The sequence below is a fragment of the Acidovorax sp. SUPP2825 genome, from assembly GCF_030158995.1.
In the GTDB taxonomy this organism is placed as follows: Bacteria; Pseudomonadota; Gammaproteobacteria; order Burkholderiales; family Burkholderiaceae_C; genus Paracidovorax.
In genome coordinates this window covers 1-26,910 of record NZ_BQXK01000026.1, presented here as the reverse complement: position 1 = coordinate 26,910, position 26,910 = coordinate 1, and the positions used below count along the sequence as shown (strand labels likewise).

Sequence of the window (26,910 nt, the reverse complement as noted above, 5' to 3'; positions counted from 1 at the left end):
TGAAATTTCGCGCCGCCAGCAATCCAACGGCCACAGGCCTGCGTACAGGAAGCAGGCCGCACATTCCGACGCGGCATTCCAGGAGCCGCACATGCCGACAAGCACCGCCAATGCCATTCGATGGGCCGAGCAAGGCATCGTGCCCGACCAGATGGTGCGGTACGGCATTCGCCGGCTTCTGAAAGAACGCCTTCAGGAAATGCGCAGCGGCGATGCCGGAGCCACGGCAGAGCAGACGCAGGCCTTCGTGGATGCCATGCGCAAGGCAGAGCTGGCACCGCTGCCCGACAAGGCCAACGAGCAGCACTACGAGGTGCCGGCCGAATTCTTCGGCGCGGTGCTCGGCCCGCATCGCAAGTACAGCAGCGGCTACTGGGGCGACGGAGCCTCCACCCTGGCGCAGGCGGAAGAAGCCGCGCTCCTGCGAACGTGCGAGCACGCCGGACTGGCCGACGGGCAGCGCATTCTGGAGTTGGGGTGCGGCTGGGGGTCCCTCACGCTGTGGATGGCGCAGCGCTACCCTGCCAGCCGCATCACTGCCGTCTCCAATTCGCACTCGCAGCGCGCCTACATCGATGCAGAGGCGGCCAGGCGCGGTCTGTCCAACGTAAAGGTGGTCACCTGCGATTTCAACCGATTCGACATTGCGGCCCGCTTCGACCGCATCGTTTCGGTGGAGATGTTCGAGCACCTTCGCAACTGGCCGCAGGCCTTCGCCAACGTATCGCGCTGGCTCGCACCCAGGGGCCGGTTCTTCATGCACGTGTTCGCCCACCGTGAGGCGCCCTATCCGTTCGAGGAGCGCGATGCGAGCGACTGGATGAGCAAGCATTTCTTCTCCGGTGGCATGATGCCCAGCGACGATCTGGCCCTGCACTGCCAGGACGATCTGCAGTTGCGGCGGCGCTGGCGCTGGGACGGCACGCACTACGAACGTACGGCCCGCGCCTGGCTGGACAACATGGATCTGCAACACGATGCGCTCATGCCACTGTTCCGCCGCACCTACGGAGAGGACGCCCCGGCATGGTGGAGCCGGTGGCGCCTGTTTTTCCTGTCGGTGGAAGAACTCTTCGGCTTTGACGGCGGGCAGCAGTGGTGGGTGAGCCACTACCTGTTCGACCGACGCGACTGATCGGAACGGCATGAATGCATCGGCTGCCGTCACCTGGGCCCTGTACGGCCTCGCCTGGGCCCTGTCCGCTTCCGTTGCCACATGGCTGGTGAGCCTGGCCCGCAGGGACGCCAGCCTTGCCGACCGCGCGTGGCCCGTGCTCATCGCCGGCTGCGGCGCCGTGTACGGGGCCTTGGCCCCGAGCCTCGGGGCCCGAGGCGTTGCGTTGCTGCTGCTGTCGGGGATCTGGGGACTGCGGCTGTGCGCCTACATCACCGCACGCAATTGGGGGCACGGCGAAGACCACCGCTACCGCGCGATGCGCGAACGCAACCGCCCGAACTTCGCCTTCAAGAGCCTGTACCTCGTGTTCGGCCTGCAGGGCGTGCTGGCCTGGATCGTCTCGGCGCCCTTGCTGGCAGGCCTGGCGGCATCGCCCCGCCCACTGGGCACGATCGATGCGATCGGCATCGCCCTGGCCGGATTCGGCATCTTGTTCGAAGCGGTGGGCGATGCGCAGATGGCGCGCTTCAAATCCGATCCCGCCCATGCGGGGCAGGTCATGGACCGGGGACTGTGGCGGTTCACGCGCCACCCCAACTATTTCGGTGAGGCCTGCGTCTGGTGGGGCCTCTGGCTCTTGGCGCTCGCAGGCACGGGCTGGGCGGGCGTGTGGACCATCGTGTCACCCGCGCTCATGACGGTCCTGCTGCTGCGCGTGTCGGGCGTGGCGCTGCTGGAAAAAGACATCGCCGAGCGGCGCCCGGCCTACCGCGAGTACATGCTGCGCACCAATGCCTTCATTCCGGGACCACCGCGCACCGGAGGCCCCCGATGACCGGCCGCCTTGCATCCTGCGGCCGGCAAACCGCCTGGTGCGTTGCCGCCGCCTTGCTGTGGACCGCCACGGCCATGCCTGCGGCCGCAGCGATGCCGGCGGCAAACGAGTGGAATTTCCAGGTGGCCCTGGATGGCACGCCGATCGGCGAACACCGCTTTCGACTGTCGGCGCCTGCGGCCCAGGAGCGTGTGCTGACCAGCGAAGCACGCTTTGCCGTCAAGCTGCTCGGCCTGGTGGTCTATCGCTACCGGCACGATGCCCGTGAACTTTGGCGAGATGGATGCCTTGAATCCATCACCGCGGAGACGCAGGACGACGGCAAGGTCAACAAAGTGGACCTGCGCTTTCCCGCACCGGGCAGCACCACTCCGCCCGCCGAAGGCATGCCCGCGTGTACCTTGAGTTTTGCCTACTGGAACCCGGCCATCCGCAGCCAGACGCAGTTGCTCAATGCCCAGACCGGCAAGATCGATGCCGTGCAAGTGGTGCGGCAGGGCGAAGGCACACTCGACGTGCGGGGCGAAACCGTGGCGGCAGTGCGCTGGCGCATCACCGGGCTGCCGCACCCGATTGACCTCTGGTATGCCGCCGACGGCGCGTGGATCGGCCTCGATTCCACCGTGGGCAGCGGCCGCCGACTCAGCTACCGATTGAAATAACCGCCCCCCAGGAGAACACCCATGATGATCCGCCCCCTTGCCGTCGCCTATGCCTCCACGGCCCTGGTCTTCCTGGCGCTCGACGCCGTATGGCTCTCCACCATGGCTGACCGCCTTTACCGCCCCGCCATCGGGCACCTCATGCAGGACAAGTTTTCGGTGGCGCCCGCGGCGTTGTTCTATCTGATCTACGTCGCCGGCGTGGTCGTGATGGCGGTGTTGCCTGCGGTAGAACAGCGCAGCTGGGCATCGGCCCTGGGCATGGGCGCCCTGCTGGGGCTGATCGCCTATGCCACCTACGACCTGACCAACCAGGCCACCCTGAAAGACTGGCCGTGGAGCGTGACGATCGCCGACATGTGCTGGGGCGCGTTCGTCACGGGCGCAGCCGCCACGGCAGCGTGCCTGGCCACCCTGCGCTGGGGCGGTCCGCTGCGCTGATTGGTTGTCGCCACGCGCCCTTCGACAAGGGCGTGCATCCGGCTCACATGCCGGCGAGCGCGCCGACCCATCGCGCGATGGCGCCATCGAAAACCACCCGGCCCTCGATACCTGCCAGGCAGATGCATTCGCCGCCCGGCTCCACCACCGGCTGATGGTGCACCTGCCCATCGGCGCCGTCGAAATCTCCCGGCCCGAACCGCGCACGCCCATCGTGGAAGGCGCCATGCAGCACCTGGGTCCATTCCACCTCGCTGTGCGTATGCTGCGGCAAACGCTTGCCCGCACCGATGCGCAGGAGCAGCACGTTGGCCTGGGCATCGTCCGGCAGGGTCACGCGGCTCCAGCGCATGCCGGGGCCCAGCCAGCGCCAGGGGGAGACCTGGCAGGCATCGAGCGCATCGGGCCAGAAGGCGCCTTCCGGCCAGGACGCCGGGCGTGTCGATGACCGCCGGCCAGGGACAGGGCGATGTGCAGCGCCGTCGATGGCGGCCAGGGTGCGCGCCAGGGCATCGGGCTGCAACGTGGCCGGGGCGATGCCGTCCAGCATGGCACCGCCGACCATTTCGAGTGTGCACAAGCGCTCGCGGCAGTGCGGGCACATGGCCACATGCGCCTGGATCAGCAGCGAGGCGGCCGCGGGCAGGTGCCCGGCGGCCTGGGCCAGCAGCACGTCGTCGGCAGGATGGTGTTGGATCGTCATGGCTCAAGGTGGCCGAGCAAGCGGCGCAAATGGTTCATCGCCAGGCGGACCCGCGATTTCACGGTGCCCAGCGGAATGCCCAGATCCTGCGCGATCCGGGCGTGGGGATGCTCTTCGAAGAAAGACAGCCGTAGCACTTGAGCCTGCTCAGGCGCCAGCTGCTGCAGGGCATGCCGCACGTCGCTCTCCTGTTGCGCGGCGTAGCAGTGTTCTTCAGGCGCAGGCGCCGTGTCGGGCAGCTGCTCGCCCTGGCCTTCGTCCTGTTCCAGCGCCAGATTGGATCGGCGCCGAAAGTGGTCCACCCGCAGGTTGCGCGCAATCGTGAACACCCAGGTGGAAACTCCGGCATGCGCCGGGTCGAACAGGTGCGCCTTACGCCAGACACTGACCAGTGCCTCCTGAGCCAGGTCCTCCGCCACGCTCTCCGGGGTTCCGAGGCGCATGAGGTAAGCCTTCACGCGCGGAGCGAAGTGCTTGAACAGCGCCGCGAACGCCTGCCGGTCGCCCTGGGCGGCCACCGCCTGGACCAGGGCGCTCAACGCGTCTCCCGTCGGATGGGCTCCATGGGTGGGTGGCTGGGTCACGATCGACAAATAAGGAGGCCAGGATTTTCGAGGCCTGGAAGGCCGCTCTGCGGGCTGGCGGACGGTGGTCATGCTGCTCATACGCAACACCCGGCGGATTAGATCACGCCCATCTGGTGGAATCCAAACGCGTGGTCACTGCGTATACCGACACAATACTCCGCGAGGAGACTTCGAGGATGGACGCAATGACAATCCACGCGGCGCCTGCGCCCGCATCGCCCGCCAAGGCCGCCCCGACGGGGCGGCCGCTGGACGTGGCCGTGATCGGCAGCGGCATTTCCGGCCTGTCGGCCGCGTGGCTGCTCGCCCAACGGCACCAGGTCACGCTGTTCGAGGCCGACCAGCGGCCCGGCGGCCACAGCCACACCGTCCACGTGCCCGGGCCGGAGGGCGACATCGCCGTGGACACGGGGTTCATCGTCTACAACGAATCGGCCTATCCCAACCTGACGGCGCTGTTCGCGCACCTGCAGGTGGCCACGCTGGCCACCGACATGTCCTTCGGCGTGAGCCTGGAAGGCGGCGCACTCGAATACAGCGGCACCGGCTTCGGCGGCGTGTTCGCCCAGCGCAGCAATCTGCTGAGCCCCCGTTTCTGGTCGATGCTGCGCGATCTGGTGCGCTTTTACCGCCGGGCGCCCACCGATGTCCGCCAACTGGGCGACCTCTCGCTCGATGCCTACCTCGACCAGCACGGCTATGGCCGGGCGTTCCGCGAGGACCACCTCTATCCCATGGCCGCCGCCATCTGGTCCACGCCCGCGGCGCGCATCGGCGAGTACCCCGTCCAGGCATTCGTGCGCTTTTGCGAAAACCACCACCTGCTGAACCTCGGGCACCGCCCGGCCTGGCGCACCGTGCAAGGCGGCAGCCAGCGCTACGTGCAGAAGATCACGGAGGTTCTCGGGCAGGGGCTGCGGCTGGACAGCGCGGCCATCGAAGTGCGGCGCACCACCGAGGGCGCCTACGTGCGCACGGGCGATGCGCAGGAATCGCGGCGTTTCGACCAGGTGGTCATCGCCACCCATGCCGACCAGGCCCTGCGCCTGCTGCCGGATGCGAGCCAGGCAGAGACCGACCTGCTCGGCGCCTTCGGCTACAGCCGCAACCGGGCCGTGCTGCACAACGACCCGGCCCTCATGCCCCGGCGCCGCGCGGTGTGGTCCAGCTGGAACTACGCCGCCGAGCGCGAACGCAGCGAGGCCCTGAGCGTGACCTACTGGATGAACCGCCTGCAGCACATTCCGGACGCCACCCCGCTGTTCCTCACGCTCAACCCCACGCAGGAGCCGCACCCCCGCCACCTGCTGCACACGCAGACCTACGAGCACCCGATCTTCAACGGCGCCGCCATGCAGGCCCAGCGATCGCTCTGGTCGCTGCAGGGCCAGCGGCGCACCTGGTTCTGCGGTGCCTACTTCGGCTCCGGCTTCCACGAAGACGGGCTGCAGGCCGGCCTTGCCGTGGCGGAGGCCCTGGGCGGCGTGCGCCGACCCTGGAGCGTGGACGACGAATCCGGCCGCATCCACCTGCCCGCGGCCTCTGCGCACGCAGCGGCACGCCCGGGAGCCGCGCGGTGACGGGCCAGTCAGCGCTCTATACCGGCCGCGTGATGCACCAGCGGCTCAGCCCGGCGCGGCACCGGCTGCAGTACCGCGTCTTTTCGCTGCTGATCGATCTGGACGAACTGGCAGGGCTCGACCGCCGCCTGCGGTTGTTCTCCGTCAACCGCTTCAACCTGTTCAGCCTGCACGAGAAGGACTACGGCGGCGCCGAGGGCCTGCCGATGCGCCAGCATGTGGAGCAGCAACTGGCCCGGGCGGGACTGGCGCCCGACGGCCGCATCCAGCTGCTGACCATGCCCCGCATCCTGGGCTACGCCTTCAATCCGCTGACCGTGTACTTCTGCCACCGGTCCGACGGCGCGCTCCAGGCCCTGCTCTACGAGGTGAACAACACCTTCGGCGAGCGCCACAGCTACCTCATTGCGGTCCCCGAAGCCGAGCAGCACGCCACCCGCATCCGGCAGTCGTGCGACAAGGAATTCCATGTGTCGCCCTTTCTGGGGCTGTCGATGCGCTATGCCTTCGACATCGCCCTGCCCGCGGCGCAGCGCGACCACCTGGGCGTGGGCATCACGGCCAGCGATGCGAACGGACCCGTGCTGGTCGCCCGCTTCCATGCGCGCCGCCGGCCGCTCGACGACCGCGCCCTCGCCCGCACCTTCCTCACCCACCCGCTGCTCACGCTGAAAGTGATGGGCGCCATCCACTGGGAAGCCCTGAAACTCTGGATCAAAAGGGTGCCGCTGCACACCAAGCCGCCCGCGCCGGCCCTGCCCGTGACCATCATCAAAACCAAAGACCTATGACCCTCCCCACCCCCTCCACCGGACTTCCGACGGACGGCACGCATGCGGTCGCGTCGATGCCCCGCCGGGCCACCTGGCGGTCGCGGCCCCTGCAGCGCGTGCTGCGCCGCCTGCTGACCAACGTGCGCTGCGGCACCCTGACCGTGGAACTGCCCGGCGGTGAACGCGCCGAGGGCCGAGGCACCGAGCCCGGGCCCCACGGCACCCTCGTGCTGCACCGCTGGCGCCCGCTGTGGCGCCTGGCCGTGGGCGGCGACCTGGGCCTGGCGGAGAGCTACCGCCAGGGTGAATGGTCCAGCCCCGACTTGGCCGCCCTGCTGGAGCTGGGCGTGCGCAACGAGGCCGGCTGGGGCCGCGCGCTGCAGGCCAGCCTGCCGGCGCGGCTGCTGGCGCGGCTGTTCCACCTGCGCCGCGCCAACACCCGCCGGGGCAGCCGCCAGAACATCTCGTTCCACTACGACATGGGCAACGATTTCTATGCCCAGTGGCTGGACCCGGACATGCTTTATTCCAGCGCCATCTACGGCACGGGCCAGGAATCGCTGGAGCAGGCCCAGCAGGCCAAGCTGGCCCGCATCGCCACCCTGCTGGCGCCCCGGGCCGGCGAACGCGTGCTGGAGATCGGCTGCGGCTGGGGCGCCCTGGCCATTGCCCTGGCCCGCGACACCGGCGCATCGGTGACCGGCCTCACCCTGTCGTCCGAGCAGTTGCGCCACGCCCGCCAGCGCGTGCATGACGAGGCGCTCACCGAGCACATCGATCTGCGGCTGCAGGACTACCGCGACGTCGAAGGCCAGTTCGACCACATCGTCTCCATCGAAATGCTGGAGGCCGTGGGCGAGCGCTACTGGCCGGCCTATTTCGAAACGCTCAAAGAGCGGCTGCGCCCCGGCGGCCGGGCCGTGGTGCAGGTCATCACCATCGCGGACGCGCAGTTCGAACAGTACCGCAGCACCACCGACTTCATCCAGCGCTACATCTTTCCGGGCGGCATGCTGCCCTCGCCCTCCCGGCTGCGGCAAGCGCTGGCGAACGCGGGCCTGGCACTGCAGGCCGCGGAAACCTTCGGCCCCAGCTATGCGACCACCCTGGCCGAATGGCGCCACCGCTTCCTGAGCGCCTGGCCCACGATCGAGCCGCTGGGCTTCGATGCGCCGTTCCGGCGGCTGTGGGAGTACTACCTGTGCTATTGCGAAGCCGGCTTCAGCACCGGCCGGGTGGACGTGGGCCTGTACACCATCGTCCATGCGACGCCGGGCGCCCCGGACACGCCTGGCGCATCGCACCGTCCCGGGTAAACCGCACGCGCCCAGCGCCCCACACGGCGGGGTGCGTGCCAGAATCTCGCCATGCTTGCCCACACGGCTTATTCGGCCCATGCCGCCCTCGTTCCCCGCCGCTCCGACGACACCACGATGGGAACGCTCTACCGCGCCGCGATCGGCCCGGTCAATGCCGATTACTACCTGCCCGCCTTCGAGCGGCTCGACACCGCGGGTCGCCCGCTGCCGCGCTGGAACTGGGCCGCGGCCCTGTGCACGCTGAACTGGCTGGTGTTCCGCCAGCTCTGGGGGGCCGCCCTCGTCTATGTGGCGGCCCTCGAAGGCGTGGCGTTGCTGGTGTTCGCGCTGGGCCAGTACGTGGTGCAGTGGCCGCTGCCAGTGCTGTCGGGCGTGCTGCTCGCTCTCCTGCTGGCCGCCACGGTGGTGCCCGGGCTCTACGGCGACGCCATCTTCCACGCCGAGGTGCGCAAGCGCATCACCAAGGCGCTCTCTGCCTCGGCCACCTTGCCCCAGGCGGGCGAATGGCTCGCCCGCCGCGCGGCGACCCGGCGCCGGCTGGGGTGGATCGCCGCGGCCAACGTGGCGCTGGCGGTGGCTGCGCTGGCCCTGTACCTGCTGCTGCCTGCCGGGGCTTCCTTGACAGGCCCATCCGCCGGCAGCCCCCCTGCGGCAGCGCCCACGCCCGCCGCATCGGCCGTGCCGGCGACCGCCATCGGGGTGGCACCTGCCGCCAGGCCAGCGGCATCGAATGGGGCCAGCGGTGCCGTGCTGGCCGAAACGCCGGCCACGGCCCCGCTCCCCGCCCCCGCCCCCGCTTCCACCGAACCACCCGCAGCCGGGGCCAGTGCGCCCGCCGCGCCCGTCCCTGTGGCTTCGCTGCCGGCGAAAGCACAAGCCCCGCAAGCCACTCCGCGCGCGCCAGCGGCCTCTTCCGCAACCGCCCCGGCCATAGCGGTTTCGGCATCCGCCGTCGCCTCCCAGGTCCCGGCAGAACCCACGCGGGCCACGGCGCCCAGCGCATCCTCCCCCGTAGAGCCGCCCGCCGCCCGGCCCGCTCCATCCGCGGCCTCCGTACCGGCCGCCATGCCAGCGCAGGCGGCAGCCGCATCGGCACCAGCGTCGGCACCGGCCACGGCGGCCTCGAAAGCCGCACCCGCCAGCCGCGCGGCTGCCGAACCGGCCAAACCGCGCGCCTCCGCGCCCAAGCCAGCCGCGGCTCGGACGGTAACGGCCCCGGACAAAACCTCCACCCCAGCTGCGAGTGCAGCCAGCGCGACCGCCGCGCCCGACCGCCGCCTGTACATCAACGTCGGCCTCTTTGCCGAACCCGCCAATGCGCGCCGCGCCCATGCCCGGCTGCGGGAGGCCGGCTTGCCGGCCACGTCGCAGCCCGTCACCACCTCGGGCGGGCAGAAGCTGCGGCGCGTGCGGGTGGGGCCGTTCGCCTCCGCGTCGCAAGCCAACGCGGCGGCGGCCAAGGTACGCGACCTGGGCCTGGATGCTTCCGCGGCGGCGCTCCCTGCGCCAGCGCGGAATTGACCCTTCGGCCCCCTGGCCGCGGGGACGGCGCGGGGACCGCTGCCGCGTTACCACTGGTGACCCTTCCGCCAGCACCCTGCGCTAAGGTGTGCTCCTTTCATTCACCAACGACATCGCTCTCCACCATGTCCCAACGCTCCCTGACGGCCCTCGCCCTCACCGCCGCCGCCCTGCTGGCCGCCGGCTGCACCACCAACGCCCCCTGGGGCAGCGCCACGCCAGGCACCACCAGCAGCACGGGCGCGCCCGCGGGCGGCATTTGCAGCGGCCCGCCCGCACAGGTGGTGGTGGGCCAGAACAGCACGGCCAAGGTGGTGGAAGACGCCCGGGTGCGCTCCGGCGCGCAGATGGCCCGCGTGCTGCGCCCCGACCAGATCGTGACCAAGGAATTCGACGCCACGCGGCTGAACCTGCAGGTGGACGCCAACGGCCGCATCGTCGCGGCGCGCTGCGGCTGACGACCGGCACCCGGTGGGCTCGGCCGGTGGTGGCGGTCCAGGCGCCGGAGCGCTCGCCCGTCAGTCGGCCAGAAAGAGCGCCTGCAGGTCGCTCAGGAAATCGAAGCCCCGCTCGGTGGGGCGCACGCGCGCCATGTCGCGCTCGATCAGACCCTTGCGCTCGGCCTCGTCCAGCGCCTTGGCAATCGCGGTCAACGGCAGGCCCGTGCGCGCCATGAAGTCCTGCAGCGCAAACCCCTCGCGCAGGCGCAACGCGTTGAGCATGTATTCGAACGGCAGGTCGGCCCGGCGCACCTCGTCGTCCTGCGCCACCGCATGGCCTGCCAGCGCGTGGTCCATGTACCGTCCGGGGTCCCGAAAGCGCACCTGCCGCACCACGCGGTGCGCGAAGCTGATCTTGCTGTGCGCGCCCGCGCCGATGCCCAGGTAGTCGCCGAACTGCCAGTAGTTGGTGTTGTGGAAGCAGCCGTGGCCCTCGCGTGCATAGGCCGAGATTTCATAGCGCTGCAGCCCGGCCTGCGCCGTCATCTCGGTGATGCGGTCCAGCATGGCGTAGGCCTGGTCGTCCTCGGGCACCACGGGCGGAAACTTGGCGAACACCGTGTTGGGCTCGATGGTCAGGTGGTAGATCGAGATGTGCGGCGGCCCCAGCGCCAGCGCGGTGCGCATGTCCTGCTCCAGATCGGCGAGCGTCTGGCCCGGCAGGGCGTACATGATGTCGAGGTTGAAGGTCTCGAACGATTGCGCAGCCTCTTCCACCGCGGCCATGGCCTGGGCACCGTCGTGCACCCGCCCCAGCGCCTTCAGGAAACGGTCGTCGAAGCTCTGCACGCCGATCGACAGCCGCGTCACCCCGGCCGCGCGGTACGCCCGAAAGCGGTCTTTCTCGAACGTGCCGGGATTGGCCTCCATCGTGATCTCGCAGTCCGCCTCCAGGCGCAGCCGCGCGCGCAGGCCGCCGATCAACTGGTCGATGGCGGCGGGCGAGAACAGGCTGGGTGTGCCACCGCCGATGAAGATGCTGTGCACCGTCCGGCCCCAGATCAGCGGCAGCGCCGCCTCCAGGTCGGCCATCAAGGCGTCCAGGTAGCGCTGCTCGGGCAAGGCCTGCGCACCGCCACCATCGCGGTACTCATGCGAGTTGAAATCGCAGTAGGGGCATTTTTTCAGACACCAGGGCAGGTGCACGTACAGCGACAGCGGCGGCAGGCTGCCCAGCTGCAGCACGCCGGGCCGCATGGAGTGCTGCACGTCGCGCACGGGCGCCGGCGCGGCCTCCGCCGAGGCCTCGGGAACGATGGGAATGGAAAGGGACACGGCCAGGAATCTCCGAAAGGCGCCAGCGCCTCAGAACCAGCGCTCGCGCATCAGCGCCAGCATCTGCTGCGCCGACCGGCCCCGGTGGCTGTGAGCGTTCTTCACCTCCGTCGGCAGCTCGGCGAAGGTCTTGCCGAACTCGGGGACGACCATGATCGGATCGAACCCGAAGCCCTGGCTGCCACGCGGCTCGCGCGCGATCTCGCCCACGACCCGGCCCACGGCGATGAGCGGCTCCGGGTCCTCGGGCGTGCGCACCGCCACGAGGGTGCTCACCATCGCCGCGCGGCGCTGGTCGATGCCCTGCATCTGCTCCAGCAGCGCGCGCACGTTGTTCGCGTCGCCCTTGTCGTAGCCGAATCGGGTCGCGTAATAGGCCGTGTCCACGCCCGGCAATCCGTCGAAGGCATCGACACACAGGCCGGCGTCATCGGCCAGCGCCGGCAGTCCGGTGTGCTGGGCGGCAAAGCGCGCCTTGGCCAGCGCGTTCTCCACGAAGGTCCGAAAGGGCTCGGCCGCCTCGCCGACGCCCAGGTCCGCCTGGCGCACGAGCACCACGCCGAGCGGCGCCAGCAGCGTCTGCAGTTCGGCCAGCTTGCCCTGGTTGTTGGATGCGAGTACGAGTTTCATGGTCAAAATGGCTTCCAGCGCATATTCATCTAGGGCATGCCGCTACAAATTCAATAGCAAATGCGTTTTCCATCGGTGCAAAGGGGGAGCCGGTCAGGCACAGCCAAGGCCGCATTCGCTATCGCTATCCGTTGCGCAGCGCCTGCTGCTGCAGCGCCACCAGTTCGGCCACGCCCTTTTCGGCCAGCGACAACAGGCGGTCCATCTCCTGGCGGGTGAACGCCACGCCTTCGGCCGTGCCCTGCACCTCCACGAAGTGGCCGGCGCCGGTCATCACCACGTTCATGTCGGTGTCGCAGGCCACGTCTTCCACGTACTCCAGATCGAGCAGCGGCGTGCCTTCCACGATGCCGACCGAAATGGCTGCCAGCGGGGCCGTGATGGGCGATTCGGCCAGCTTGCCGCGCGCGATCAGATGGGCCACCGCATCCTGCGCCGCGACCCAGGCACCCGTGATGGCCGCCGTGCGCGTGCCGCCATCGGCCTGGATGACGTCGCAGTCGAGCTGCAGGGTGCGCTCGCCCAGGCGCTGGAGATCGAACACGGCCCGCAGGCTGCGGCCGATCAGGCGCTGGATCTCCTGCGTGCGGCCATTCTGCTTGCCGCGGGCCGCCTCGCGGTCGCTGCGGGTGTGGGTGGACCGGGGCAGCATGCCGTACTCGGCCGTCACCCAGCCCTCGCCGCTGCCGCGCTTGTGGGGCGGCACGCGCTCTTCCACCGACGCGGTGCACAGCACCTTGGTGTTGCCGAACTCGATGAGCACCGAGCCTTCGGCGTGCATGGTGTAGCGGCGGGTGATGCGCACCGGGCGCAACTGGTCGGCGGCACGGCCGCCCGGACGGGTGAAAGAGGTCATGGAATGGGGTCCGGTAGGAAACGAAAACAGGGCGGCGAAAACAACACGGTCACCCGGCAGGCGCTGCGTCCGGCCGAGCGCCGGGCGGAGCGAGCGTTCAGGCCTTGCGGGCCGCCGAGCGGCGGATGGCCTCGTTGATCTCGGCGATGGAACGTTCGATGGCCTCGTCGTCCAGGTCGTCGTCCACCATGTCGAGCGGACCGGCCTGGATCGTGGAGGAAAACCCGTCGTCGCTGATGCTGTCGGTCGAAATGCCCTGGGTGGATTCGAACGCGTCCGGCGTCTCCCACTCCAGCGCCACCACGGTCACGTTGTCGCTGGTGTCGCCGGCCTTGCGCAACGCGTCTTCGACCATGTCGGGCACCGACTGCGAGACCGGCAGGCGGCTCAGCTGGCGGGCGATGGTCTCGTCGTCCAGCGTGCCCCACAGGCCGTCGGAGCACAGCAGGATGCGGTCGCCCTGCTCCAGGGCCACCGGGCCGGTGATGTCGTAGATGGGCTTGGTCGGCGATCCCAGGCAGGTGAACAGCACATTGCGGTTCACCCGCTCAATGCCCTGCAGCGGCATGTTGCGCAGCTCCAGGTACGAATGGTCGCGCGTGCGCGTGAACAGTTCGCCCCCGCGCACCATGTACAGGCGCGAGTCGCCGCAGTGGATCCAGCTGGCGGACCCTTCCTGCACCACCGCCACGACCAGCGTGGTGCGAGGCGTGTCCAGCATGCCGCGGTCGGCCGCGTAGCGAAGGATCTGGTGGTGTGCGGCCAGCAGCGCGTCGGCCAGAAATCCGTGCACGTCTTCCAGCGTGGGCTTGGCGTGCCGCTGGAACGCGGCGGACACCGTCTGCAGCGCCAGTTGCGCCGCCACTTCGCCCTCCGGATGGCCGCCCATGCCGTCCGCCAGGACGAACAGGCTGGACTCCCGCGTGTAGCAGTAGCCCATGCGGTCTTCATTGGTTTCGCGGCCGCCCCGACGGCTGACCTGGAAGACGGAGAATTTCATTTCGGCTTCGCCCCCATTCGCGTGGCCTCGCCCACCTTCTGCACATTCTTCTTGGTATCGGACACCAGCGTATCGAGCTGCAGCCGCATCTTCTCGCCCACGGACAGCTTGGTATAGCGCCGCTCGCCCTCGCGGCTCAGTTCCTTTTGCAAGGCGAACACCGACTGGGGCCGCGATAACGGATCGAGCGCCATGCACCATTCGACCACCTCGATCAGGTTGTCGGAGTAAACGCCGCGCAGCTTGGTCAGCGCCAGCGACAGGCGGTCCTTGTCGGAGCGCTGCGGCGCCTCGTTGGGCGGGAATCCCTGCATGCAGGCATAGATGCAGGCGCCGATCGCGTAGATGTCGGTCCAGGGCCCCATCGACGAATCGCGGCGGTACATCTCGGGCGCTGCGAAGCCGGGCGTGTACATCGGGCGGATGAAGTTGCCCTCCTTCGAGAGCACCTCGCGCGCCGCGCCGAAGTCGATCATCACCGCCTTGTTGTCGTCAGTGATGAAGATGTTGGCCGGCTTGATATCGAGGTGAAGCATCTTGTGCTGGTGCACGATGCGCAGGCCGCGCAGCACCTCGTCGAACAGCGAGCGGATCGTGGACTCGCGGAACACCTTCTGGGTCTTGAGGTCGCGCGCGGTGATGATGAAGTCCTGCAGGGTGGCCCCTTCCAGGTAGTTCATCACCATGTAGACGGTTTCGTTTTCCCGAAAGAAATTGAGCACGCTCACCACCGAGGCGTGCGAGATCTGCGCCAGGGCCCGGCCTTCCTCGAAGAAACTCTTGAGGCCCAGGCGGTACAGCGACAGCTTTTCGGGAGGCACCTTGGGCAGCAACTCGCCCGGGCCGCGGGTGGCCAGGGAAGACGGCAGATATTCCTTGATGGCGACCTGCTGGCCGTCGGGATCGATGGCCAGATACACCACGCCGAAGCCGCCGGAGGAGAGCCGGCGCACCACGCGGTAGCCACCAATCGTGGTGTCGGGCGGCAGGGGGGCCGGCTTGATTTTTGACATATTTTGCGAAGAAACCTCGGGCACGAATCGGAACCCGGATAATCGCCGGATCGCAAGCAACCACCGAAAAGTCCAATGGCAGTTTACAGCATGACCGGATACGCCAGCGCACAGCAAAGTGCATCCGCGGGAGGGGGCGAAACCGATGGCCGCACCCGCCGCCTGGGGCTGGAGATCCGGTCCGTCAACAGCCGTTTCCTGGATCTGTCGTTCCGCCTGCCCGACGAGCTGCGCGCCCAGGAGCCGGTGCTGCGCAGCCTGCTTACCGCCCGCCTCAAGCGGGGCAAGGTCGAAGTCCGCGCCTCCATCGAGAACGAAGACACCACCGCCCTGCCCGACCCGGCGCCCCGCCTGCTGCAGCGGCTGAACTCCGCGCAGGACGCCGTTCGTGCCTGGCTGCCCGACGCGGCCCCCTTGAGCGTCGCCGACGCCCTGCGCCTGTGCGCGAATGCCGGCTCCGCCCAGGACGACTGGAGCGATGCCGTCCCCGCCCTGGCCGAAAAAGCGCTGAAAGACCTCGTCCAAGCCCGGGAACGCGAAGGCAAGCGCCTGTCGGCCATGCTGCAGGACCGGCTCGAACAACTGCGTGCCCTGGCCCACCAGGCCACGCCGCTGGTTCCCAAGCTGGTGGAGCAGCAGCGCCAGCGTTTCATGGAACGCTGGAAGGAGGCCATGGCCCTGGCCGACAACGCCACGCTGCCCGAGGCCGCCCAGGACCGCGCCCTGACCGAGGCCACCGCCTTCGCCATCCGCATCGACGTCGCGGAAGAGATCACCCGGCTGGATTCGCACCTGGACGAGATCGAACGCCTGCTCAAGAAAGGCGGCGAAGTGGGCAAACGCCTGGACTTTCTCATCCAGGAACTGCACCGCGAAGCCAACACGCTCGGCTCCAAGTCCGCCGCGATGGAACTCACGCGCATCAGCGTGGACATGAAGGTCCTGATCGAGCAAATGCGCGAGCAGGTCCAGAACATCGAGTGAGTGATAATCCTTTTTTGATAGCAGCCAGCACCTATCCCGCATGGACTACCCTGGAAATCTATTCGTAGTGGCAGCGCCCAGCGGCGCGGGCAAATCGAGCCTGGTCAAGGCATTGCTGGAGCTGGACTCCCATGTGCAGCCGTCGGTCTCGCACACCACCCGGGCACCGCGTGGGCAGGAAAAGCACGGCCGCGAATACTTCTTCACCTCGGAGCAGGAATTCGACGCCATGGTCGCCTCCGACGGCTTCGTGGAGTGGGCCCACGTGCACGGCCGCCGCTATGGCACATCCCGCAAGGCCATCGAGGAGCGCATCGCGCAAGGCGCCGACGTGGTTCTGGAAATCGACTTCCAGGGCGCGATCCAGGTCAAACAGGCCTTTGCGAATGCCGTCCTCATCTTCATCCTCCCCCCCAGTTGGGAAGAACTGAGATCCCGCCTGGAACGCCGCGGGGAAGACGCTCCGGACGTGATCGAGATCCGGTTGAAGAATGCCGCCCAGGAAATGGAACAGGCATACAAATTCGACTTCGTTATAATCAACGAACTCTTTGAGCGTGCGCTTTTCGACCTGAAAACCATCGTCCACGCTCAGCGGCTGAAGTATGCGGCGCAACGCCGTGCACGGGCCGACACGTTCGAATCCCTCAATATCACCTGATCCTTCTGGAGAAGACGCATGGCCCGCATTACTGTTGAAGACTGCCTCGAGCACATCCCCAACCGCTTTCAACTCGTGCTGGCAGCCACGTACCGCGCACGCATGCTGAGCCAAGGCCATGCCCCCAAGATCGAAAGCCGCAACAAACCTGCGGTGACCGCCTTGCGCGAAATCGCCGAAGGCAAGGTCGGTCTGGAGATGCTGAAAAAGGTTCCGGGCTGACGCGCCCAGGTCTGCATCTGCAGCCCAATAGCACCGCTTTGCGGTGCTTTTTTTTGGCCAAAAACCCCGATCTCCCCAGCAAGCTACATTAAAGGGATGAATGCGGTCTTGAATAAACCATCTGCCCAAGACCCGCGCCCCGGCGAAAGCGGGGCGGCGGGCGGTACGTCCGCAGCAGCCGCCAACGCAGCAGCGGCCAGTTTTGCGGCCCTCACGGAGAACCTCGGCTACCTCGACGCAGCCAGCATCGAACAGGTGAGGCAGGCCTACCGCTTCGCCGACGAAGCCCACCTGGGGCAGTTGCGCAACAGCGGCGAGCCCTACATCACCCACCCCATCGCAGTGGCGGCCCAGTGCGCCACCTGGAAGCTGGATGGACAGGCGCTGATGGCGGCACTGCTGCACGACGCCATGGAAGATTGCGGCGTCACCAAGTCCGATCTCATCGATCGCTTCGGCCTGCCGGTGGCCGAATTGGTGGATGGCCTCACCAAGCTCGACAAGCTGCAGTTCAACACCCGCGAAGAGAACCAGGCCGAGTCCTTCCGCAAGATGCTGTTGGCAATGGCCCGCGATGTACGGGTCATTCTGATCAAGCTGGCCGACCGCACGCACAACATGCGCACGCTCTCGGACATGCCGCGCAGCAAATGGGGCCGCATTTCTTCTGAAACCCTCGAGATCTATGCCCCCATCGCCCACCGGCTCGGGCTGAACCAGACCTACCGGGAGCTGCAGGATCTGTCATTCCGGCATCTCCATCCCTGGCGCTACGCGACCCTGTCCAAGGCGGTGAACAAATCGCGCAACCGCCGGCGCGATATCGTGCAGCGGGTTCAAACCGAGGTCGACACCGCGTTTTCGAAGCTGGGCATGAAAGCCCGCCTCGCAGGCCGCGAGAAAACGCTCTATGCCATCTACCAGAAGATGGACACCAAGCACCTGAGCTTTGCCCAGGTGACCGACATCTACGGCTTTCGCGTGATCGTGCCGACCGTGGTCGATTGCTACACGGCATTGGGCGTGCTGCATCAGATGTACAAGCCTGTTCCTGGGCGATTCAAGGACCACATTGCCATCGCCAAGCTCAACGGCTACCAGTCGCTGCACACCACCTTGGTTGGACCTTCCGGAGTCAACATCGAATTCCAGATGCGCACCGAGGAAATGCACGTGGTGGCGGAAGCCGGCGTGGCCGCCCATTGGTTGTACAAAGCACAGGACGCCGACGGATCGGCCGCGGAGCGCCTTGGCACCAAGTGGCTCCAGTCGCTGCTCGACATTCAGAACGAAACGCGGGATGCCGCGGAGTTCTGGGACCATGTGAAGGTCGACCTGTTCCCCGATGCGGTCTATGTCTTCACCCCAAAGAGCCAGATCATGGCACTGCCACGGGGCGCCACGGTGGTCGATTTCGCCTATGCCATCCACAGCAATGTGGGTGACCGCACCACGGCCGCCAAGATCAACAACGAGCAGGTCCCCCTGCGGACCGAGCTCAAGAACGGCGATGTGGTGGAGATCATCACGGCGCCGGTGTCCACGCCCAATCCCGCCTGGCTGGGCTTCGTGCGCACGGGCCGCGCACGCTCGAAGATTCGCCACTACCTCAAAACGCTGGCACATACCGAATCAGCGGGACTGGGCGAAAAGCTTTTGACCCAGGCCCTGAGGGCCGAGGGGCTGGAACGCCTGCCGACCGAGTCGGAGAACCAGGCACTGTGGGACAAGCTGCTCCGCTTCACAGGCAATCGAACACGCAATGAACTCATGACCGACATCGGCCTGGGCAAACGCATTGCGGGCATCGTGGCGAAACGCCTCATGGTGCTGATGACGGAACATGGACACCGACCCGATGCCCTGTTGCTGACCCGTGAAAGGTATTCTTCCCACGAAACCCTGTCCCAAGGTGGCGTGACTTTGGACGGCAGCGAGAACGCATCCGTTCAGTACGCGAACTGCTGCCGGCCTGTGCCGGGAGACCCCATCGTCGGCTACCTGGGGCGCGGTGAAGGGCTGGTGGTTCACAACGCCCAATGCAGCGTGGCAAAAAAGCTTCAGCACAAGGACAGCGAACGTTTTATCGCCGTGGACTGGGCCGATGAGCCCACACGCATGTTTGAAACCGGCATCGTGGTGACCGTGGCCAACGGCAAGGGCGTCCTGGCACGCATCGCCGCCGAACTGGCGAGCTCCGAAGCGGACATCGTTCACGTCGACATGGACGATGAAGCCGCCATGGACACGACCGATTTGCGTTTTGTCATCGCCGCACGAGACCAGTCACACGTCGAGGCCTCCTTGCGCAATTTGCGCCGAACGCCCGCAGTGCTTCGCGCCTTCCGCGTGCTGCCCCAGGGGTGAGGCAGGCACCTTGCTCCCTATGCCACCGGTTGGGGATAGTAGCGGACGTCCAAAACCTCCAGCGTCCGCGTGCCACCTGGCGTGGCCAACTGAACCTGATCCCCTTCGCGGGCCTTCAGTAAGGCCCGAGCCACCGGCGACACCCAACTGACTTGCGCCAGCCCCGTCTCGACTTCGTCGATTCCCAGGATCGTGATGGTGCGCTCGACGCCTTCATCGTCCGCATAGTGGACCGTGGCACCAAAGAACACCTGATCACTTCCGGCGTGAATGGCGGGATCGACCACCTCGGCAATTTCGAGTCGTTTGGTCAGGAACCGAATCCTGCGATCAATTTCGCGCAGGCGTTTCTTGCCGTAAAGGTAGTCCCCGTTCTCCGAACGGTCCCCATTGCTTGCAGCCCAATGAACCACTTCAACGATCCTGGGCCGCTCGTTGTCGATGAGATCCAGCAGTTCATCGCGCAGCCTGGCGTAGCCGGAAGGGGTGATGTAGTTCTTGCCACCCGCCGGAAGGGGTGCTGGGGAAAAATCTTCGTCATCGGACTGATCCGATTCTTTGGTGAATGCCTTGCTCATGGGTGCATTTTGATGCAGAGAGCATTCGAATCCCCAACGGAAAAAGCCCTAGAACATCACTGTTCTAGGGCTTACCGTTTGGTGCGGCTGGCAGGAATCGAACCCACGACCCCTTGGTTCGTAGTTTTAGGATTCCTGCTAAGTCGTTGATTTTGCTGCATGCGAAGCCATCCGTTCCGCTTTATTTTGCGCTGTTGTGTACAGGTCTTTCGCGTCCTGTCCCCCTAGTTTCCCCCCTGTTACCGTGGAATCCGTGATCCGGTCTCACCTGAAACAACCCAGCATACATACGCTGTATGCATGCACAGCATTTTGGACACACGAGATACAGGCAGGCCTGCAAGAATTGCCTGTCGCACGAGCTTAGTGTGTAAAAGGATAGGTCAAACCCCATATCGAAACTTGCGGGTTGGCTCAGCAGTACTGATAACCTTCAGCCGTCAATAACGGAACAACAAGGGAATCACAATGGAATTTCGGCCCATGACGCTGGAAGAGTTCGAGGCCACACTTGCGAAGTGGACATCCGAAGCAGAGCAGCACGACTGTTTTCCAGATGAAGTTAAGCAAAAGATGGCGTGGATCTGGGACTCCCTGCAAAAAAAGAGCGATTCCCAGATGCGTGTCATTGCCTATGGCGTCTTTGCACCCGATGAAAAAATTGCTATTGCCGTGTGCGAACTTGTTCTGTCGCACAAAGGACAGCTAGGAGGCAAGTGGTTGAAGCTGTTGAAGCTCACAATGTCTCCAGAAGTGGAAACTCTGAGTCTTAACGGTGACGCTACTGCCATCAATAACACAGTTGAGGCTTACAGGGTTGCAACACTAGGATCATTTAGCGTTCGTTTAGAGCATGACGCTGATACACTCAAGATCTACGGAAGAAGCGACGAACATCTTCGTTTTCTGATGGTTTTGCTCGCGGCGATCCAAAAGGATCAGATGGCTCATCTGAGACCATCTAAGCAAGGAAGATGGCTCGTTCTTGAGCCACCCCGTTAACAGAGGAGTTCCAATGAACCACACCAACACACATGCGGCCAACTTCATCAATAGGATGAATTCCGAGGCGCAAGCATTGCGACAACTCGCTCAGGCTTTTGATGAAGCTGTTGAAATTTTCGGAAAACGCGAGCTTGCTTCTGCTCTGTGTTCGACCACGGAAATGGCCAGCCAGCAGTAAGAGCCAGGACCCAACAAAAAGCCCGCTTCGGCGGGCTTTTTTGCGTCCGTACCAGTTGCAATGTTGAAAAGTAGAACTGTACGGCAAGCTCTGTAGCACGATCCCAGCCATGAGACATCAACACTGCACGCCGGCCCAAGAAGCGTAGGTACGTCTGCCAACTGAAGGCGAAGTGGGAGGCCAGCAGCAGGTTCCACACCCATCACAGCTTAAGCCGCACTCACTTTCCCAACGCTGCAGCCCTGCACTCCCAGTAATGACCCGCTACCTCTACTAACTTGGCTGAGGTGGCCCCGAAGCTGTCATCTGACAGCCGAGTCAGTTCCGGACAGCTGGCTACCACGAGCGGGCTCGGCCCGGCTAGTAAGGGCCTCGTTGATGAGGCGCAGCCCATCAGCGCCATGGCGGCAATCGCGATACTCCACGCGGGTTTGAATTTCACGGTCCAACTCCTGACGAATGGTGATGTTGCGCGGCTTGATCTTGGCGATCTCGCCGGCGGCGGCCAACTGCGCAGCGTCGCGCACCTGGGTGACGATGGCGTCCTCACGAGAGCGCTTGGCAAACTCGCGATCCTCCCCCAGGCCCGTGCCGTACCACGTGCCGCTGGCAAAGGCCAACGTCATGCCCAGCAGGGCGAGCAAGACGGGATTCATGACCAACCCTCCCGGCGAACCTTTATGCGTTGCCACACGATGTAGCCGCACAGGCCCACGACAGCCAGCAGCAAGACGGGCAAAAGCCAAGCGCCCAGCGAATCTGCACTGGTCTTGATGTCGTTGATCGTGCGCGCAGTTTCTGCCACGGTTGCCACTGCTGCCGTTCCACCTGCAGCCACGCCCGCCCGGTTGATGGTGCTCGCAGTCATCCGGGACTCGGAATCGACATGTTGCGGCAGTTCAACCGGTTCCTCAGTCGATTTCAAGGTGCCACCTGAAACAGGCTTCAGATACAACTGCGACTCCGCCAGGCGCCGGACCTCCAGCCCAGCAGAAACCTTGCCACGGGATTTGTTCCACAGCCGAAAGGCGCGCGCTGCCGCCTGGAAGTCGCCGCGGTTATGCGCGGCCAGCACGGTGGAACGCAGAAAGCCGGCAGTGCCGATGTTGTAAGCCAACACCACCATGGCCGCGAGCTGGTTTTCGTTTGGCTCGACTGAACAGCCACCGAGCACCGCGTCCGCGCGCTCCTGCAGTTCGATCGCCAAGCGGGTATCCGCTTCGGCCATCGACATCGTGTCGCCCTGCTGCACTCCCAGCGTAAAACCCCACCCTATGGTCCAGGGCGCGCCGCTGAGGTGTTGGATGTCATCGGGGATCGGAATCGGTGCCGCGAGGAAGCGGCGCCACAGATTGCGCGATCGCAGCGCCTCGCCCAGGGGTGAGTAGGGGTCAGGGTAGGCATGCCCCACGAACGTCTCGCGCTCGTGCAGCAGTTGAACTCCCGCTTGATTGATGGGATAGCTGCTCATGTTGATCTCTCCGGTCAGTGATTGCAGACGAAAAAATGCCCGCCGGTGTGGCCACGGGCGGGCGGGGGAAAGCCTGTCGGCTTAGATTTCGATGGTCAACAAAGGCAGGTCGGGCGCGGCACCAGTGATCGCACCACCCTGCACGAAAACACTGGCACCAACGACCATTGCGAGCGGGTTGCGCACACTCAGAACGCCTGCTCCTGTGAGTTGGACCTGGGCGGTTTTGTCGTCAGCAACAACGGACAGCACCTTGCCGGTGAAAACGCGCTCCGGGGGCAACAGCTCCTGCAGGCGGCGGAACAGGTTGAGCGTGGTCATACGGCGCGCTCCACGGCGAGCGACTGGCGCACGGTCGGCAGTCCGGCAGTGACCGTGATACCGCGCACCAAACCGCGCCACGTCTCATCCGGCTCTACGACTTCCACGAGGTAGCCGGGGAGGATCAACCCCGGGTGCGTGCCACCTGTCAGCAGGGGGACTGTGATCGATTGACGGCGCGTAATTGCGGCCGATGCCAGCACGGTACTCCCGCGCTGGCGAGCCGCGGTCTCATGCGTGATCAAGGGGTCCGTCACCTGAGGCGCCAGCACATCGCCGGCAGAACCCGCACGCACCACTCGCCCCATCACGCCCCCGGTGGTCTCGCCGACCACATACACCGCGTTGTAGGCAGTCGCGGCCACGTGCTGCAGCGTATCGGTCGTGATGATCTGTCCAGGCATGCGCACGTTCGGAGTCGCAGCAGGCCACGCCCAAGGCAAGTGCGGGTAGCGGGGGGCGAATTGCAGGGTCGCATCCGTCCGATGGCTGCGCAGAGCCGCCCCTGCGGCCTCGGCAATCCGCAGCGCAGCGGAAAGCGGCGTGCCCTGATGGCTCCATGCGCCGGGAGGCACAAGCCAGTCACTGATGCCCCAGTCGATATTCACACCCGTGAACTCCAGCGCCTGGGCCACCAGCTGCTGCGCCGTCATTGGAAGACTGTTGCTCCAAATGGCACTGGGCATGTGCGGCGCGCCCAGCAGCGCAGTCGCACTGCTACCGCGCACCTGTACACCCATATCGCCGAACTTCCGCGAGCGCTCCGGAGGGTCAATGACGAATACCCAGGCAATTCCGTCGATCGTCACTCGCACGCGAGGCGGTAAACCATTCACAGGCTGCAGTTGATCCATCAGGTGCAGGGGACCGCTGCCGGTCATGCTCCAGCCGTAGCCGTCGTCATCTGCATTGATCGTGATGCCTTGCAACTGCACTCGCTCAAGGCTTGGCAGCAGGACGGCATCGATGGTGTGGACTGTCATGTAGACCCTTAAAAGTGGGATGACGTATTGCGGTTCGCCGGGCTCTGGATCCGTGCCATGTCCCTCGCACAGGAACACCAGGTGAGCCGGCACACCGTGGTCGGCGAGCGCATCGAACACCAGGTGCACCGGCACCTCGGGCACGTAGCACGGATCTGGCTGGGGCGGCCGTGTGGGCGTGGACACCCCCGGCCGGGGCACCCAGGCCTCTTGGTAATGGTTGCGCCAGGCGCGCGATCGCGCCACCGCGATGCCCATGCCGTCGGTCACCACGGCCGACACCCGCAGTCCCTCCTGCCAGTGCTGGGCGATCACACGGCGCACCGGCAGCGCCTCCTGAAACCGCTGCGCCCGACTCATGGAGCGGCGTGCAGCGTCCTGCCAGTGCTGGGCAATCGCATGGCGCAGCGGCAGCGCCTCCTCGAACCCTTGGCGCACGCCAGGCCCGGAGAGCCTGGCCGCTTGCTGCCAGCCCTGCCGGACTGCAACGCTCAGCATGGCGGCGGCCTCGTAGCGCGCCAGGATCGCCGCACCCAGGGCGCCCGCGTCCTGCCAGTGCTCGCGGATGGCCGCCTGCAGGGGCAGCGCCGCCTGGTAGCGCTCGCGCGCCGGCATGCCGCGTCGCACCGCATCCTGCCAGCGCTGGGCGACCGTGCCCACCACCGGCCGGGTCACATTGACGTCGTACTGGGCCGCGGCCACCAGCCGCAAGCCGGTGATCTGCCCTGCGGCGAAGGCACGGACCCCCGAGCGCAACAGGATCGGCGCGCGCAGGCCCGTGATCGATCCGGCCGCTTGCAGCTCGACAGCATCGCCCGGGCCGTCGCCGCCGTCGTCGCCGAAGACGATCTCGACAGGCGACCCGGCCGGGTTGGCCGCCTGGCCGAAGATCAGATCCAGATCGCCCGCCATGCCCGCCCTTACGTCAGCGCCGAGGCGGCCAGCACCACCAGCCCGCCGGCCAGCAGCAGCGGGCTGTCGTCGCCCTCGGGCGTGGTGCCGCCGACCACGCGGAAGTCGCCCCCGTGGTCGGCATCCGTCACGCTGCCTTCGCTCACCACGATGCCCGAGGCGCCGATCCACACGCCCCAGCGCGGCACGCCCGCGACCATCACCAGCGCCCCGCCGGCGTCATCGGCATGCCACACCAGGGCGCCGTTGACGATGGAGGCGCAGGGCTTGGCGAGCACGATCTCCGCCTGGGGCGTGCCACCCGCTGCCCCGGCAATCGTCGTCGGCCGGGCGGTGGTGTGCAGCCGCACCCGGGACCGGCCGCTGCCGGCGTCCGCGCGCGCGATCGTGGCCTCCAGCTGCGCGAGCGCGACCTCGGGGCCGATGCGCCAGGTGCTCATGGTTGCGCCTCCAGCCGGTTGGCCGCGACGGGCCGGTAGTTGCCGGCCTGATCCTCCGCCAGCACCAGCCACTGGTGGGCCATGTCGATGCCCTCGAACTCAAACGCGCCCGTAGCGGCATCGCTCCACGCCTCGCGCGCCAGCAGCTTGTCGCGCTGGCGCAGCAGCACCACGCGCGCCCGGGTGGGCAGATTGGTGACGCCCTTGACCTTGGTGGTGCCCCAGATTCGAGCGCGTCCGCCGAACTCCATATCGCGCGCGATCCGCTCGATGGCGGAGGCCTGCAGGCGAGTGATCGCCCCCTGCACCGCGCCAATGGACGCCAGTGGCAGCTGTGCCTGTGCCTTGGGCGGATAGCTCGCCCCGACGCCCACACCCGATGGCGGCGTGAAATCCGCGGTGTAGCGGGCTGCGCCGCTGGTGATGCGCACGAAGTCGATCAGGCCCGCCAGTTGCGAGCTGCCCCGAAACGCATCGTAGGCGCCGATGTAGCAGGGCCGATCACCGTCGATGGCCGTCGAATCCGCCGTCTCGTACACCTTGGTGCCGCCTTGGAAGATGCGCAGCACGCCGGACGAGCGCGCCACTGCGACGTGCACGAGCGCATTGGGCGCAATGCTGGCCGAACCCGACAACCAGGCCAGGCCGTTGGACCACTGCACCACGCCGTTGTTGAGCCGGACCACGTTGCTGTACCGCTCCTGCAGCGCATGCCGCATGCACACCAGTGCGCGATCGCCCCCCTGGCCGTCCCATTGCACGTACAGCTCCACGCAGAAGTCCCCTCCGCCGAAGGCAAACCGATTGCTCGACGGCGTGGAGATGAAGCACTCCGTGGCCCCGTTGAGCGACAGCGCTCCGCTGCCGCCTGCACCCCCGGATGCCACCACCGCCGCGCCACCGGAAGCGGTCCAAGCGCCGCCTGCGGGAGCGCCATCGGTCAGGTTGCCATCAAACAGGAGCAACGCCACCACCTTGTCGGCCAGCGGGTCGCTTTGCGATGGCAACGGGGACAGCTCCTGCGCACCGGGCCAGGCCAGTACATAGGTGCCCACCGTGGACCAGCTCGCGCCGTCGCTGGACGATTGCAACGTGTACACACGCACCCACTGCGCAGCCGATGCCGCACCGCCGAACCGGACATTGACCGCGTCCACCGCGGAGCCGGCATCCCAGACCAGCGCAAAGCCGGCGGACTGGATCTGCGCCTGGGCCCAGCCCGTGGTGTCGGTGAGATCGCCATCCGTGAGGCTGGCCAGCGTGCCCGACACGGGCGCATGGCTGGCCGACAGCGTTGCACTGATGGCGCCCGAGGCGCCCCACAGGGCGGCCTGGGTGAGCGCCAGGCCCGCGGCCCCATCCGTGCGCAGGCCGACGACGCGCCAGTAACGTGCTGCCATTGCCTTACTCCCAGGGGCCAGTGACGTCGACAAAGGCCGTACCGGCCAGCGCCAGCCCGGCGCCAGGCGCGCCGCAGCGCAGCGCCATCAGCACGCGGCCGGCGAATGCTCCCTCGCCCGCGATCAGGTCGCCGCTGAGAAACGCCTCGCCCATCACCTGGGCGGCGTGATACACGCCCGGCAGACGGCCCCGCAGTGCCGTGCCTGCCGCCAGTTCGACGGGCGCCAGGCGCAGCCCGAAATCCACCGGCGATGGGTACGCATACCCGTTGCCGTTGTATGCGCCCGTGCCGCTGTAGCCCTGGCCCAGGTTGTGGGCCGCAACCTTTTTGCACGCGATCGAGCCGCCCAGGGCGGTGGCTGCGCGCGCCAGGTAGGCGTCGCCGCTGCCAGGTGCGCCGGCGTGCCCGTAGCCCAGACAGCCGCCGAGGGGGGCGGGAGTGGTCACCACGTCCGCGGTCAAGCCGCCGAAGATCGCGCAGCCGTAGGCATCGCCGCTGCGGTAGGACAGGAGGTCCCCGAACGCAAACAGACCGCCGTGCGTGATGCCATCGACCGGCGCGATCCACAGCAGCA

Annotated in this window: 29 protein-coding genes and 1 pseudogene; 15 read left to right on the top strand and 15 right to left on the bottom strand. The window is 66.7% G+C overall.

What is annotated here, in order from left to right:
- Positions 1–91: 91 nt before the first annotated feature.
- The 4 genes from AVAK2825_RS22700 to AVAK2825_RS22685 are packed head-to-tail and all read left to right on the top strand — an operon-like array spanning position 92 to position 3,055.
- Complete coding sequence (locus AVAK2825_RS22700) at positions 92–1,135, top strand: SAM-dependent methyltransferase (protein ID WP_284402691.1); 1,044 nt, start codon at positions 92–94, stop codon at positions 1,133–1,135.
- A gap of 10 nt (positions 1,136–1,145) precedes the next feature.
- Positions 1,146–1,952 (top strand): DUF1295 domain-containing protein, encoded by an 807-nt coding sequence (locus AVAK2825_RS22695; protein ID WP_284402690.1) that lies wholly within the window; start codon positions 1,146–1,148, stop codon positions 1,950–1,952.
- Positions 1,949–2,614 carry a DUF6134 family protein gene (locus AVAK2825_RS22690; protein WP_284402689.1) on the top strand — a complete coding sequence of 222 codons (666 nt, stop codon included), beginning with the start codon at positions 1,949–1,951 and terminating at the stop codon, positions 2,612–2,614. The genes AVAK2825_RS22695 and AVAK2825_RS22690 overlap by 4 nt, the downstream gene beginning before the upstream one ends.
- Positions 2,615–2,635: 21 nt before the next feature.
- Entirely contained in the window at positions 2,636–3,055 is a 420-nt protein-coding gene (locus tag AVAK2825_RS22685; RefSeq protein ID WP_272564809.1) for a DUF2177 family protein, read from the top strand.
- A 43-nt stretch (positions 3,056–3,098) separates the two neighbouring features.
- Here the strand turns inward: AVAK2825_RS22685 and AVAK2825_RS22680 are convergent, their stop codons facing one another.
- Both AVAK2825_RS22680 and AVAK2825_RS22675 read right to left on the bottom strand, forming a co-directional pair.
- Complete coding sequence (locus tag AVAK2825_RS22680) at positions 3,099–3,758, bottom strand: ChrR family anti-sigma-E factor (protein WP_284402688.1); 660 nt, start codon at positions 3,756–3,758, stop codon at positions 3,099–3,101.
- Positions 3,755–4,297, bottom strand: a complete 543-nt coding sequence (locus AVAK2825_RS22675) for a sigma-70 family RNA polymerase sigma factor (RefSeq protein ID WP_284402687.1) — start codon at positions 4,295–4,297, stop codon at positions 3,755–3,757. The genes AVAK2825_RS22680 and AVAK2825_RS22675 overlap by 4 nt, the downstream gene beginning before the upstream one ends.
- Before the next feature lie 233 nt (positions 4,298–4,530).
- Here AVAK2825_RS22675 and AVAK2825_RS22670 point away from each other — a divergent pair, with 233 nt between their 5' ends.
- The 5 genes from AVAK2825_RS22670 to AVAK2825_RS22650 all read left to right on the top strand — a co-directional run bounded on the left by AVAK2825_RS22670 (position 4,531) and on the right by AVAK2825_RS22650 (position 9,996).
- Positions 4,531–5,925, top strand: a complete 1,395-nt coding sequence (locus tag AVAK2825_RS22670; protein ID WP_284402686.1) for an NAD(P)/FAD-dependent oxidoreductase — start codon at positions 4,531–4,533, stop codon at positions 5,923–5,925.
- Positions 5,922–6,716: a DUF1365 domain-containing protein gene (locus tag AVAK2825_RS22665; RefSeq protein WP_284402685.1), complete on the top strand. Its 795-nt coding sequence runs from the start codon at positions 5,922–5,924 to the stop codon at positions 6,714–6,716. Before AVAK2825_RS22670 ends, AVAK2825_RS22665 begins: the two co-directional genes overlap by 4 nt.
- Positions 6,713–8,014, top strand: coding sequence for an SAM-dependent methyltransferase (locus tag AVAK2825_RS22660; protein ID WP_284402684.1), 1,302 nt, complete (start codon positions 6,713–6,715; stop codon positions 8,012–8,014). The genes AVAK2825_RS22665 and AVAK2825_RS22660 overlap by 4 nt, the downstream gene beginning before the upstream one ends.
- A 51-nt stretch (positions 8,015–8,065) precedes the next feature.
- The gene (locus AVAK2825_RS22655) at positions 8,066–9,538 is read left to right on the top strand and encodes an SPOR domain-containing protein (protein WP_284402683.1); all 1,473 of its coding nucleotides are present in this window, start codon (positions 8,066–8,068) and stop codon (positions 9,536–9,538) included.
- Between the two features lie 125 nt (positions 9,539–9,663).
- Positions 9,664–9,996: an I78 family peptidase inhibitor gene (locus tag AVAK2825_RS22650; protein WP_284402682.1), complete on the top strand. Its 333-nt coding sequence runs from the start codon at positions 9,664–9,666 to the stop codon at positions 9,994–9,996.
- Positions 9,997–10,056: 60 nt separating this feature from the next.
- On the opposite strand, the gene hemW is transcribed toward AVAK2825_RS22650, so the two are convergent.
- From hemW to AVAK2825_RS22625, 5 genes are all read right to left on the bottom strand, one after another.
- Complete coding sequence (gene hemW / locus AVAK2825_RS22645) at positions 10,057–11,313, bottom strand: radical SAM family heme chaperone HemW (RefSeq protein ID WP_284402681.1); 1,257 nt, start codon at positions 11,311–11,313, stop codon at positions 10,057–10,059.
- A 30-nt stretch (positions 11,314–11,343) separates the two neighbouring features.
- Positions 11,344–11,943 carry an RdgB/HAM1 family non-canonical purine NTP pyrophosphatase gene (gene rdgB, locus AVAK2825_RS22640; protein ID WP_272564818.1) on the bottom strand — a complete coding sequence of 200 codons (600 nt, stop codon included), beginning with the start codon at positions 11,941–11,943 and terminating at the stop codon, positions 11,344–11,346.
- Between the two features lie 124 nt (positions 11,944–12,067).
- A complete protein-coding gene (gene rph, locus AVAK2825_RS22635; RefSeq protein WP_272564819.1) occupies positions 12,068–12,799 on the bottom strand; it encodes a ribonuclease PH in 732 nt (243 codons plus the stop codon).
- A gap of 97 nt (positions 12,800–12,896) precedes the next feature.
- Positions 12,897–13,799, bottom strand: a complete 903-nt coding sequence (locus tag AVAK2825_RS22630; protein ID WP_272564820.1) for a PP2C family protein-serine/threonine phosphatase — start codon at positions 13,797–13,799, stop codon at positions 12,897–12,899.
- The gene (locus tag AVAK2825_RS22625) at positions 13,796–14,812 is read right to left on the bottom strand and encodes a serine/threonine protein kinase (protein ID WP_272548837.1); all 1,017 of its coding nucleotides are present in this window, start codon (positions 14,810–14,812) and stop codon (positions 13,796–13,798) included. Before AVAK2825_RS22625 ends, AVAK2825_RS22630 begins: the two co-directional genes overlap by 4 nt.
- Positions 14,813–14,902: 90 nt before the next feature.
- Here AVAK2825_RS22625 and AVAK2825_RS22620 point away from each other — a divergent pair, with 90 nt between their 5' ends.
- From AVAK2825_RS22620 to AVAK2825_RS22605, 4 genes are all read left to right on the top strand, one after another.
- Entirely contained in the window at positions 14,903–15,796 is an 894-nt protein-coding gene (locus tag AVAK2825_RS22620) for a YicC/YloC family endoribonuclease (RefSeq protein WP_284402715.1), read from the top strand.
- A gap of 40 nt (positions 15,797–15,836) precedes the next feature.
- Positions 15,837–16,457 carry a guanylate kinase gene (gmk, locus tag AVAK2825_RS22615; RefSeq protein WP_272564821.1) on the top strand — a complete coding sequence of 207 codons (621 nt, stop codon included), beginning with the start codon at positions 15,837–15,839 and terminating at the stop codon, positions 16,455–16,457.
- 18 nt (positions 16,458–16,475) lie between these two features.
- Positions 16,476–16,679: a DNA-directed RNA polymerase subunit omega gene (gene rpoZ / locus AVAK2825_RS22610; RefSeq protein WP_272564822.1), complete on the top strand. Its 204-nt coding sequence runs from the start codon at positions 16,476–16,478 to the stop codon at positions 16,677–16,679.
- Positions 16,680–16,775: 96 nt separating this feature from the next.
- Positions 16,776–19,046 (top strand): RelA/SpoT family protein, encoded by a 2,271-nt coding sequence (locus AVAK2825_RS22605; protein ID WP_284402680.1) that lies wholly within the window; start codon positions 16,776–16,778, stop codon positions 19,044–19,046.
- Positions 19,047–19,063: 17 nt separating this feature from the next.
- Here AVAK2825_RS22605 and greB read toward each other — a convergent pair whose 3' ends face one another.
- Complete coding sequence (greB, locus tag AVAK2825_RS22600; protein ID WP_284402679.1) at positions 19,064–19,624, bottom strand: transcription elongation factor GreB; 561 nt, start codon at positions 19,622–19,624, stop codon at positions 19,064–19,066.
- A 483-nt stretch (positions 19,625–20,107) separates the two neighbouring features.
- Between greB and AVAK2825_RS22595 the strand changes: the two genes are divergently transcribed.
- Positions 20,108–20,626 carry a hypothetical protein gene (locus AVAK2825_RS22595; RefSeq protein WP_284402678.1) on the top strand — a complete coding sequence of 173 codons (519 nt, stop codon included), beginning with the start codon at positions 20,108–20,110 and terminating at the stop codon, positions 20,624–20,626.
- A gap of 13 nt (positions 20,627–20,639) precedes the next feature.
- Entirely contained in the window at positions 20,640–20,807 is a 168-nt protein-coding gene (locus AVAK2825_RS22590; protein WP_284402677.1) for a hypothetical protein, read from the top strand.
- 302 nt (positions 20,808–21,109) lie between these two features.
- Here AVAK2825_RS22590 and AVAK2825_RS22585 read toward each other — a convergent pair whose 3' ends face one another.
- From AVAK2825_RS22585 to AVAK2825_RS22555, 7 genes and pseudogenes are all read right to left on the bottom strand, one after another.
- Positions 21,110–21,463: a hypothetical protein gene (locus AVAK2825_RS22585; protein ID WP_284402676.1), complete on the bottom strand. Its 354-nt coding sequence runs from the start codon at positions 21,461–21,463 to the stop codon at positions 21,110–21,112.
- Positions 21,460–22,278 (bottom strand): lysozyme, encoded by an 819-nt coding sequence (locus AVAK2825_RS22580; protein WP_284402675.1) that lies wholly within the window; start codon positions 22,276–22,278, stop codon positions 21,460–21,462. The genes AVAK2825_RS22585 and AVAK2825_RS22580 overlap by 4 nt, the downstream gene beginning before the upstream one ends.
- Positions 22,279–22,359: 81 nt before the next feature.
- Positions 22,360–22,599 carry a hypothetical protein gene (locus AVAK2825_RS22575; protein ID WP_284402674.1) on the bottom strand — a complete coding sequence of 80 codons (240 nt, stop codon included), beginning with the start codon at positions 22,597–22,599 and terminating at the stop codon, positions 22,360–22,362.
- On the bottom strand, positions 22,596–24,494 hold the full coding sequence (locus AVAK2825_RS22570) for a hypothetical protein (RefSeq protein WP_284402673.1): 1,899 nt from the start codon (positions 24,492–24,494) through the stop codon (positions 22,596–22,598). Before AVAK2825_RS22570 ends, AVAK2825_RS22575 begins: the two co-directional genes overlap by 4 nt.
- A gap of 8 nt (positions 24,495–24,502) precedes the next feature.
- Entirely contained in the window at positions 24,503–24,934 is a 432-nt protein-coding gene (locus AVAK2825_RS22565) for a hypothetical protein (protein WP_284402672.1), read from the bottom strand.
- Complete coding sequence (locus AVAK2825_RS22560; RefSeq protein WP_284402671.1) at positions 24,931–26,334, bottom strand: LamG-like jellyroll fold domain-containing protein; 1,404 nt, start codon at positions 26,332–26,334, stop codon at positions 24,931–24,933. Before AVAK2825_RS22560 ends, AVAK2825_RS22565 begins: the two co-directional genes overlap by 4 nt.
- A gap of 4 nt (positions 26,335–26,338) precedes the next feature.
- A pseudogene (locus tag AVAK2825_RS22555) lies at positions 26,339–26,910 on the bottom strand (hypothetical protein); the annotation flags it as partial.

Coding starts and splice junctions, on each gene's coding strand:
- AVAK2825_RS22625 (WP_272548837.1), bottom strand. CDS start 14,812: ATGTCAAAAATCAAGCCGGCCCCCCTGCCGCCCGACACCACGATTGGT.
- AVAK2825_RS22680 (WP_284402688.1), bottom strand. CDS start 3,758: ATGACGATCCAACACCATCCTGCCGACGACGTGCTGCTGGCCCAGGCC.
- AVAK2825_RS22660 (WP_284402684.1), top strand. CDS start 6,713: ATGACCCTCCCCACCCCCTCCACCGGACTTCCGACGGACGGCACGCAT.
- AVAK2825_RS22700 (WP_284402691.1), top strand. CDS start 92: ATGCCGACAAGCACCGCCAATGCCATTCGATGGGCCGAGCAAGGCATC.
- AVAK2825_RS22585 (WP_284402676.1), bottom strand. CDS start 21,463: ATGAATCCCGTCTTGCTCGCCCTGCTGGGCATGACGTTGGCCTTTGCC.
- rpoZ (WP_272564822.1), top strand. CDS start 16,476: ATGGCCCGCATTACTGTTGAAGACTGCCTCGAGCACATCCCCAACCGC.
- AVAK2825_RS22695 (WP_284402690.1), top strand. CDS start 1,146: ATGAATGCATCGGCTGCCGTCACCTGGGCCCTGTACGGCCTCGCCTGG.
- AVAK2825_RS22560 (WP_284402671.1), bottom strand. CDS start 26,334: ATGGCAGCACGTTACTGGCGCGTCGTCGGCCTGCGCACGGATGGGGCC.
- AVAK2825_RS22685 (WP_272564809.1), top strand. CDS start 2,636: ATGATGATCCGCCCCCTTGCCGTCGCCTATGCCTCCACGGCCCTGGTC.
- AVAK2825_RS22595 (WP_284402678.1), top strand. CDS start 20,108: ATGACGCTGGAAGAGTTCGAGGCCACACTTGCGAAGTGGACATCCGAA.
- AVAK2825_RS22630 (WP_272564820.1), bottom strand. CDS start 13,799: ATGAAATTCTCCGTCTTCCAGGTCAGCCGTCGGGGCGGCCGCGAAACC.
- rph (WP_272564819.1), bottom strand. CDS start 12,799: ATGACCTCTTTCACCCGTCCGGGCGGCCGTGCCGCCGACCAGTTGCGC.
- greB (WP_284402679.1), bottom strand. CDS start 19,624: ATGAGCAAGGCATTCACCAAAGAATCGGATCAGTCCGATGACGAAGAT.
- AVAK2825_RS22565 (WP_284402672.1), bottom strand. CDS start 24,934: ATGAGCACCTGGCGCATCGGCCCCGAGGTCGCGCTCGCGCAGCTGGAG.
- AVAK2825_RS22655 (WP_284402683.1), top strand. CDS start 8,066: ATGCTTGCCCACACGGCTTATTCGGCCCATGCCGCCCTCGTTCCCCGC.
- AVAK2825_RS22580 (WP_284402675.1), bottom strand. CDS start 22,278: ATGAGCAGCTATCCCATCAATCAAGCGGGAGTTCAACTGCTGCACGAG.
- gmk (WP_272564821.1), top strand. CDS start 15,837: ATGGACTACCCTGGAAATCTATTCGTAGTGGCAGCGCCCAGCGGCGCG.
- AVAK2825_RS22570 (WP_284402673.1), bottom strand. CDS start 24,494: ATGGCGGGCGATCTGGATCTGATCTTCGGCCAGGCGGCCAACCCGGCC.
- AVAK2825_RS22650 (WP_284402682.1), top strand. CDS start 9,664: ATGTCCCAACGCTCCCTGACGGCCCTCGCCCTCACCGCCGCCGCCCTG.
- AVAK2825_RS22575 (WP_284402674.1), bottom strand. CDS start 22,599: ATGACCACGCTCAACCTGTTCCGCCGCCTGCAGGAGCTGTTGCCCCCG.
- AVAK2825_RS22605 (WP_284402680.1), top strand. CDS start 16,776: ATGAATGCGGTCTTGAATAAACCATCTGCCCAAGACCCGCGCCCCGGC.
- AVAK2825_RS22690 (WP_284402689.1), top strand. CDS start 1,949: ATGACCGGCCGCCTTGCATCCTGCGGCCGGCAAACCGCCTGGTGCGTT.
- AVAK2825_RS22590 (WP_284402677.1), top strand. CDS start 20,640: ATGAACCACACCAACACACATGCGGCCAACTTCATCAATAGGATGAAT.
- rdgB (WP_272564818.1), bottom strand. CDS start 11,943: ATGAAACTCGTACTCGCATCCAACAACCAGGGCAAGCTGGCCGAACTG.
- AVAK2825_RS22670 (WP_284402686.1), top strand. CDS start 4,531: ATGACAATCCACGCGGCGCCTGCGCCCGCATCGCCCGCCAAGGCCGCC.
- AVAK2825_RS22620 (WP_284402715.1), top strand. CDS start 14,903: ATGACCGGATACGCCAGCGCACAGCAAAGTGCATCCGCGGGAGGGGGC.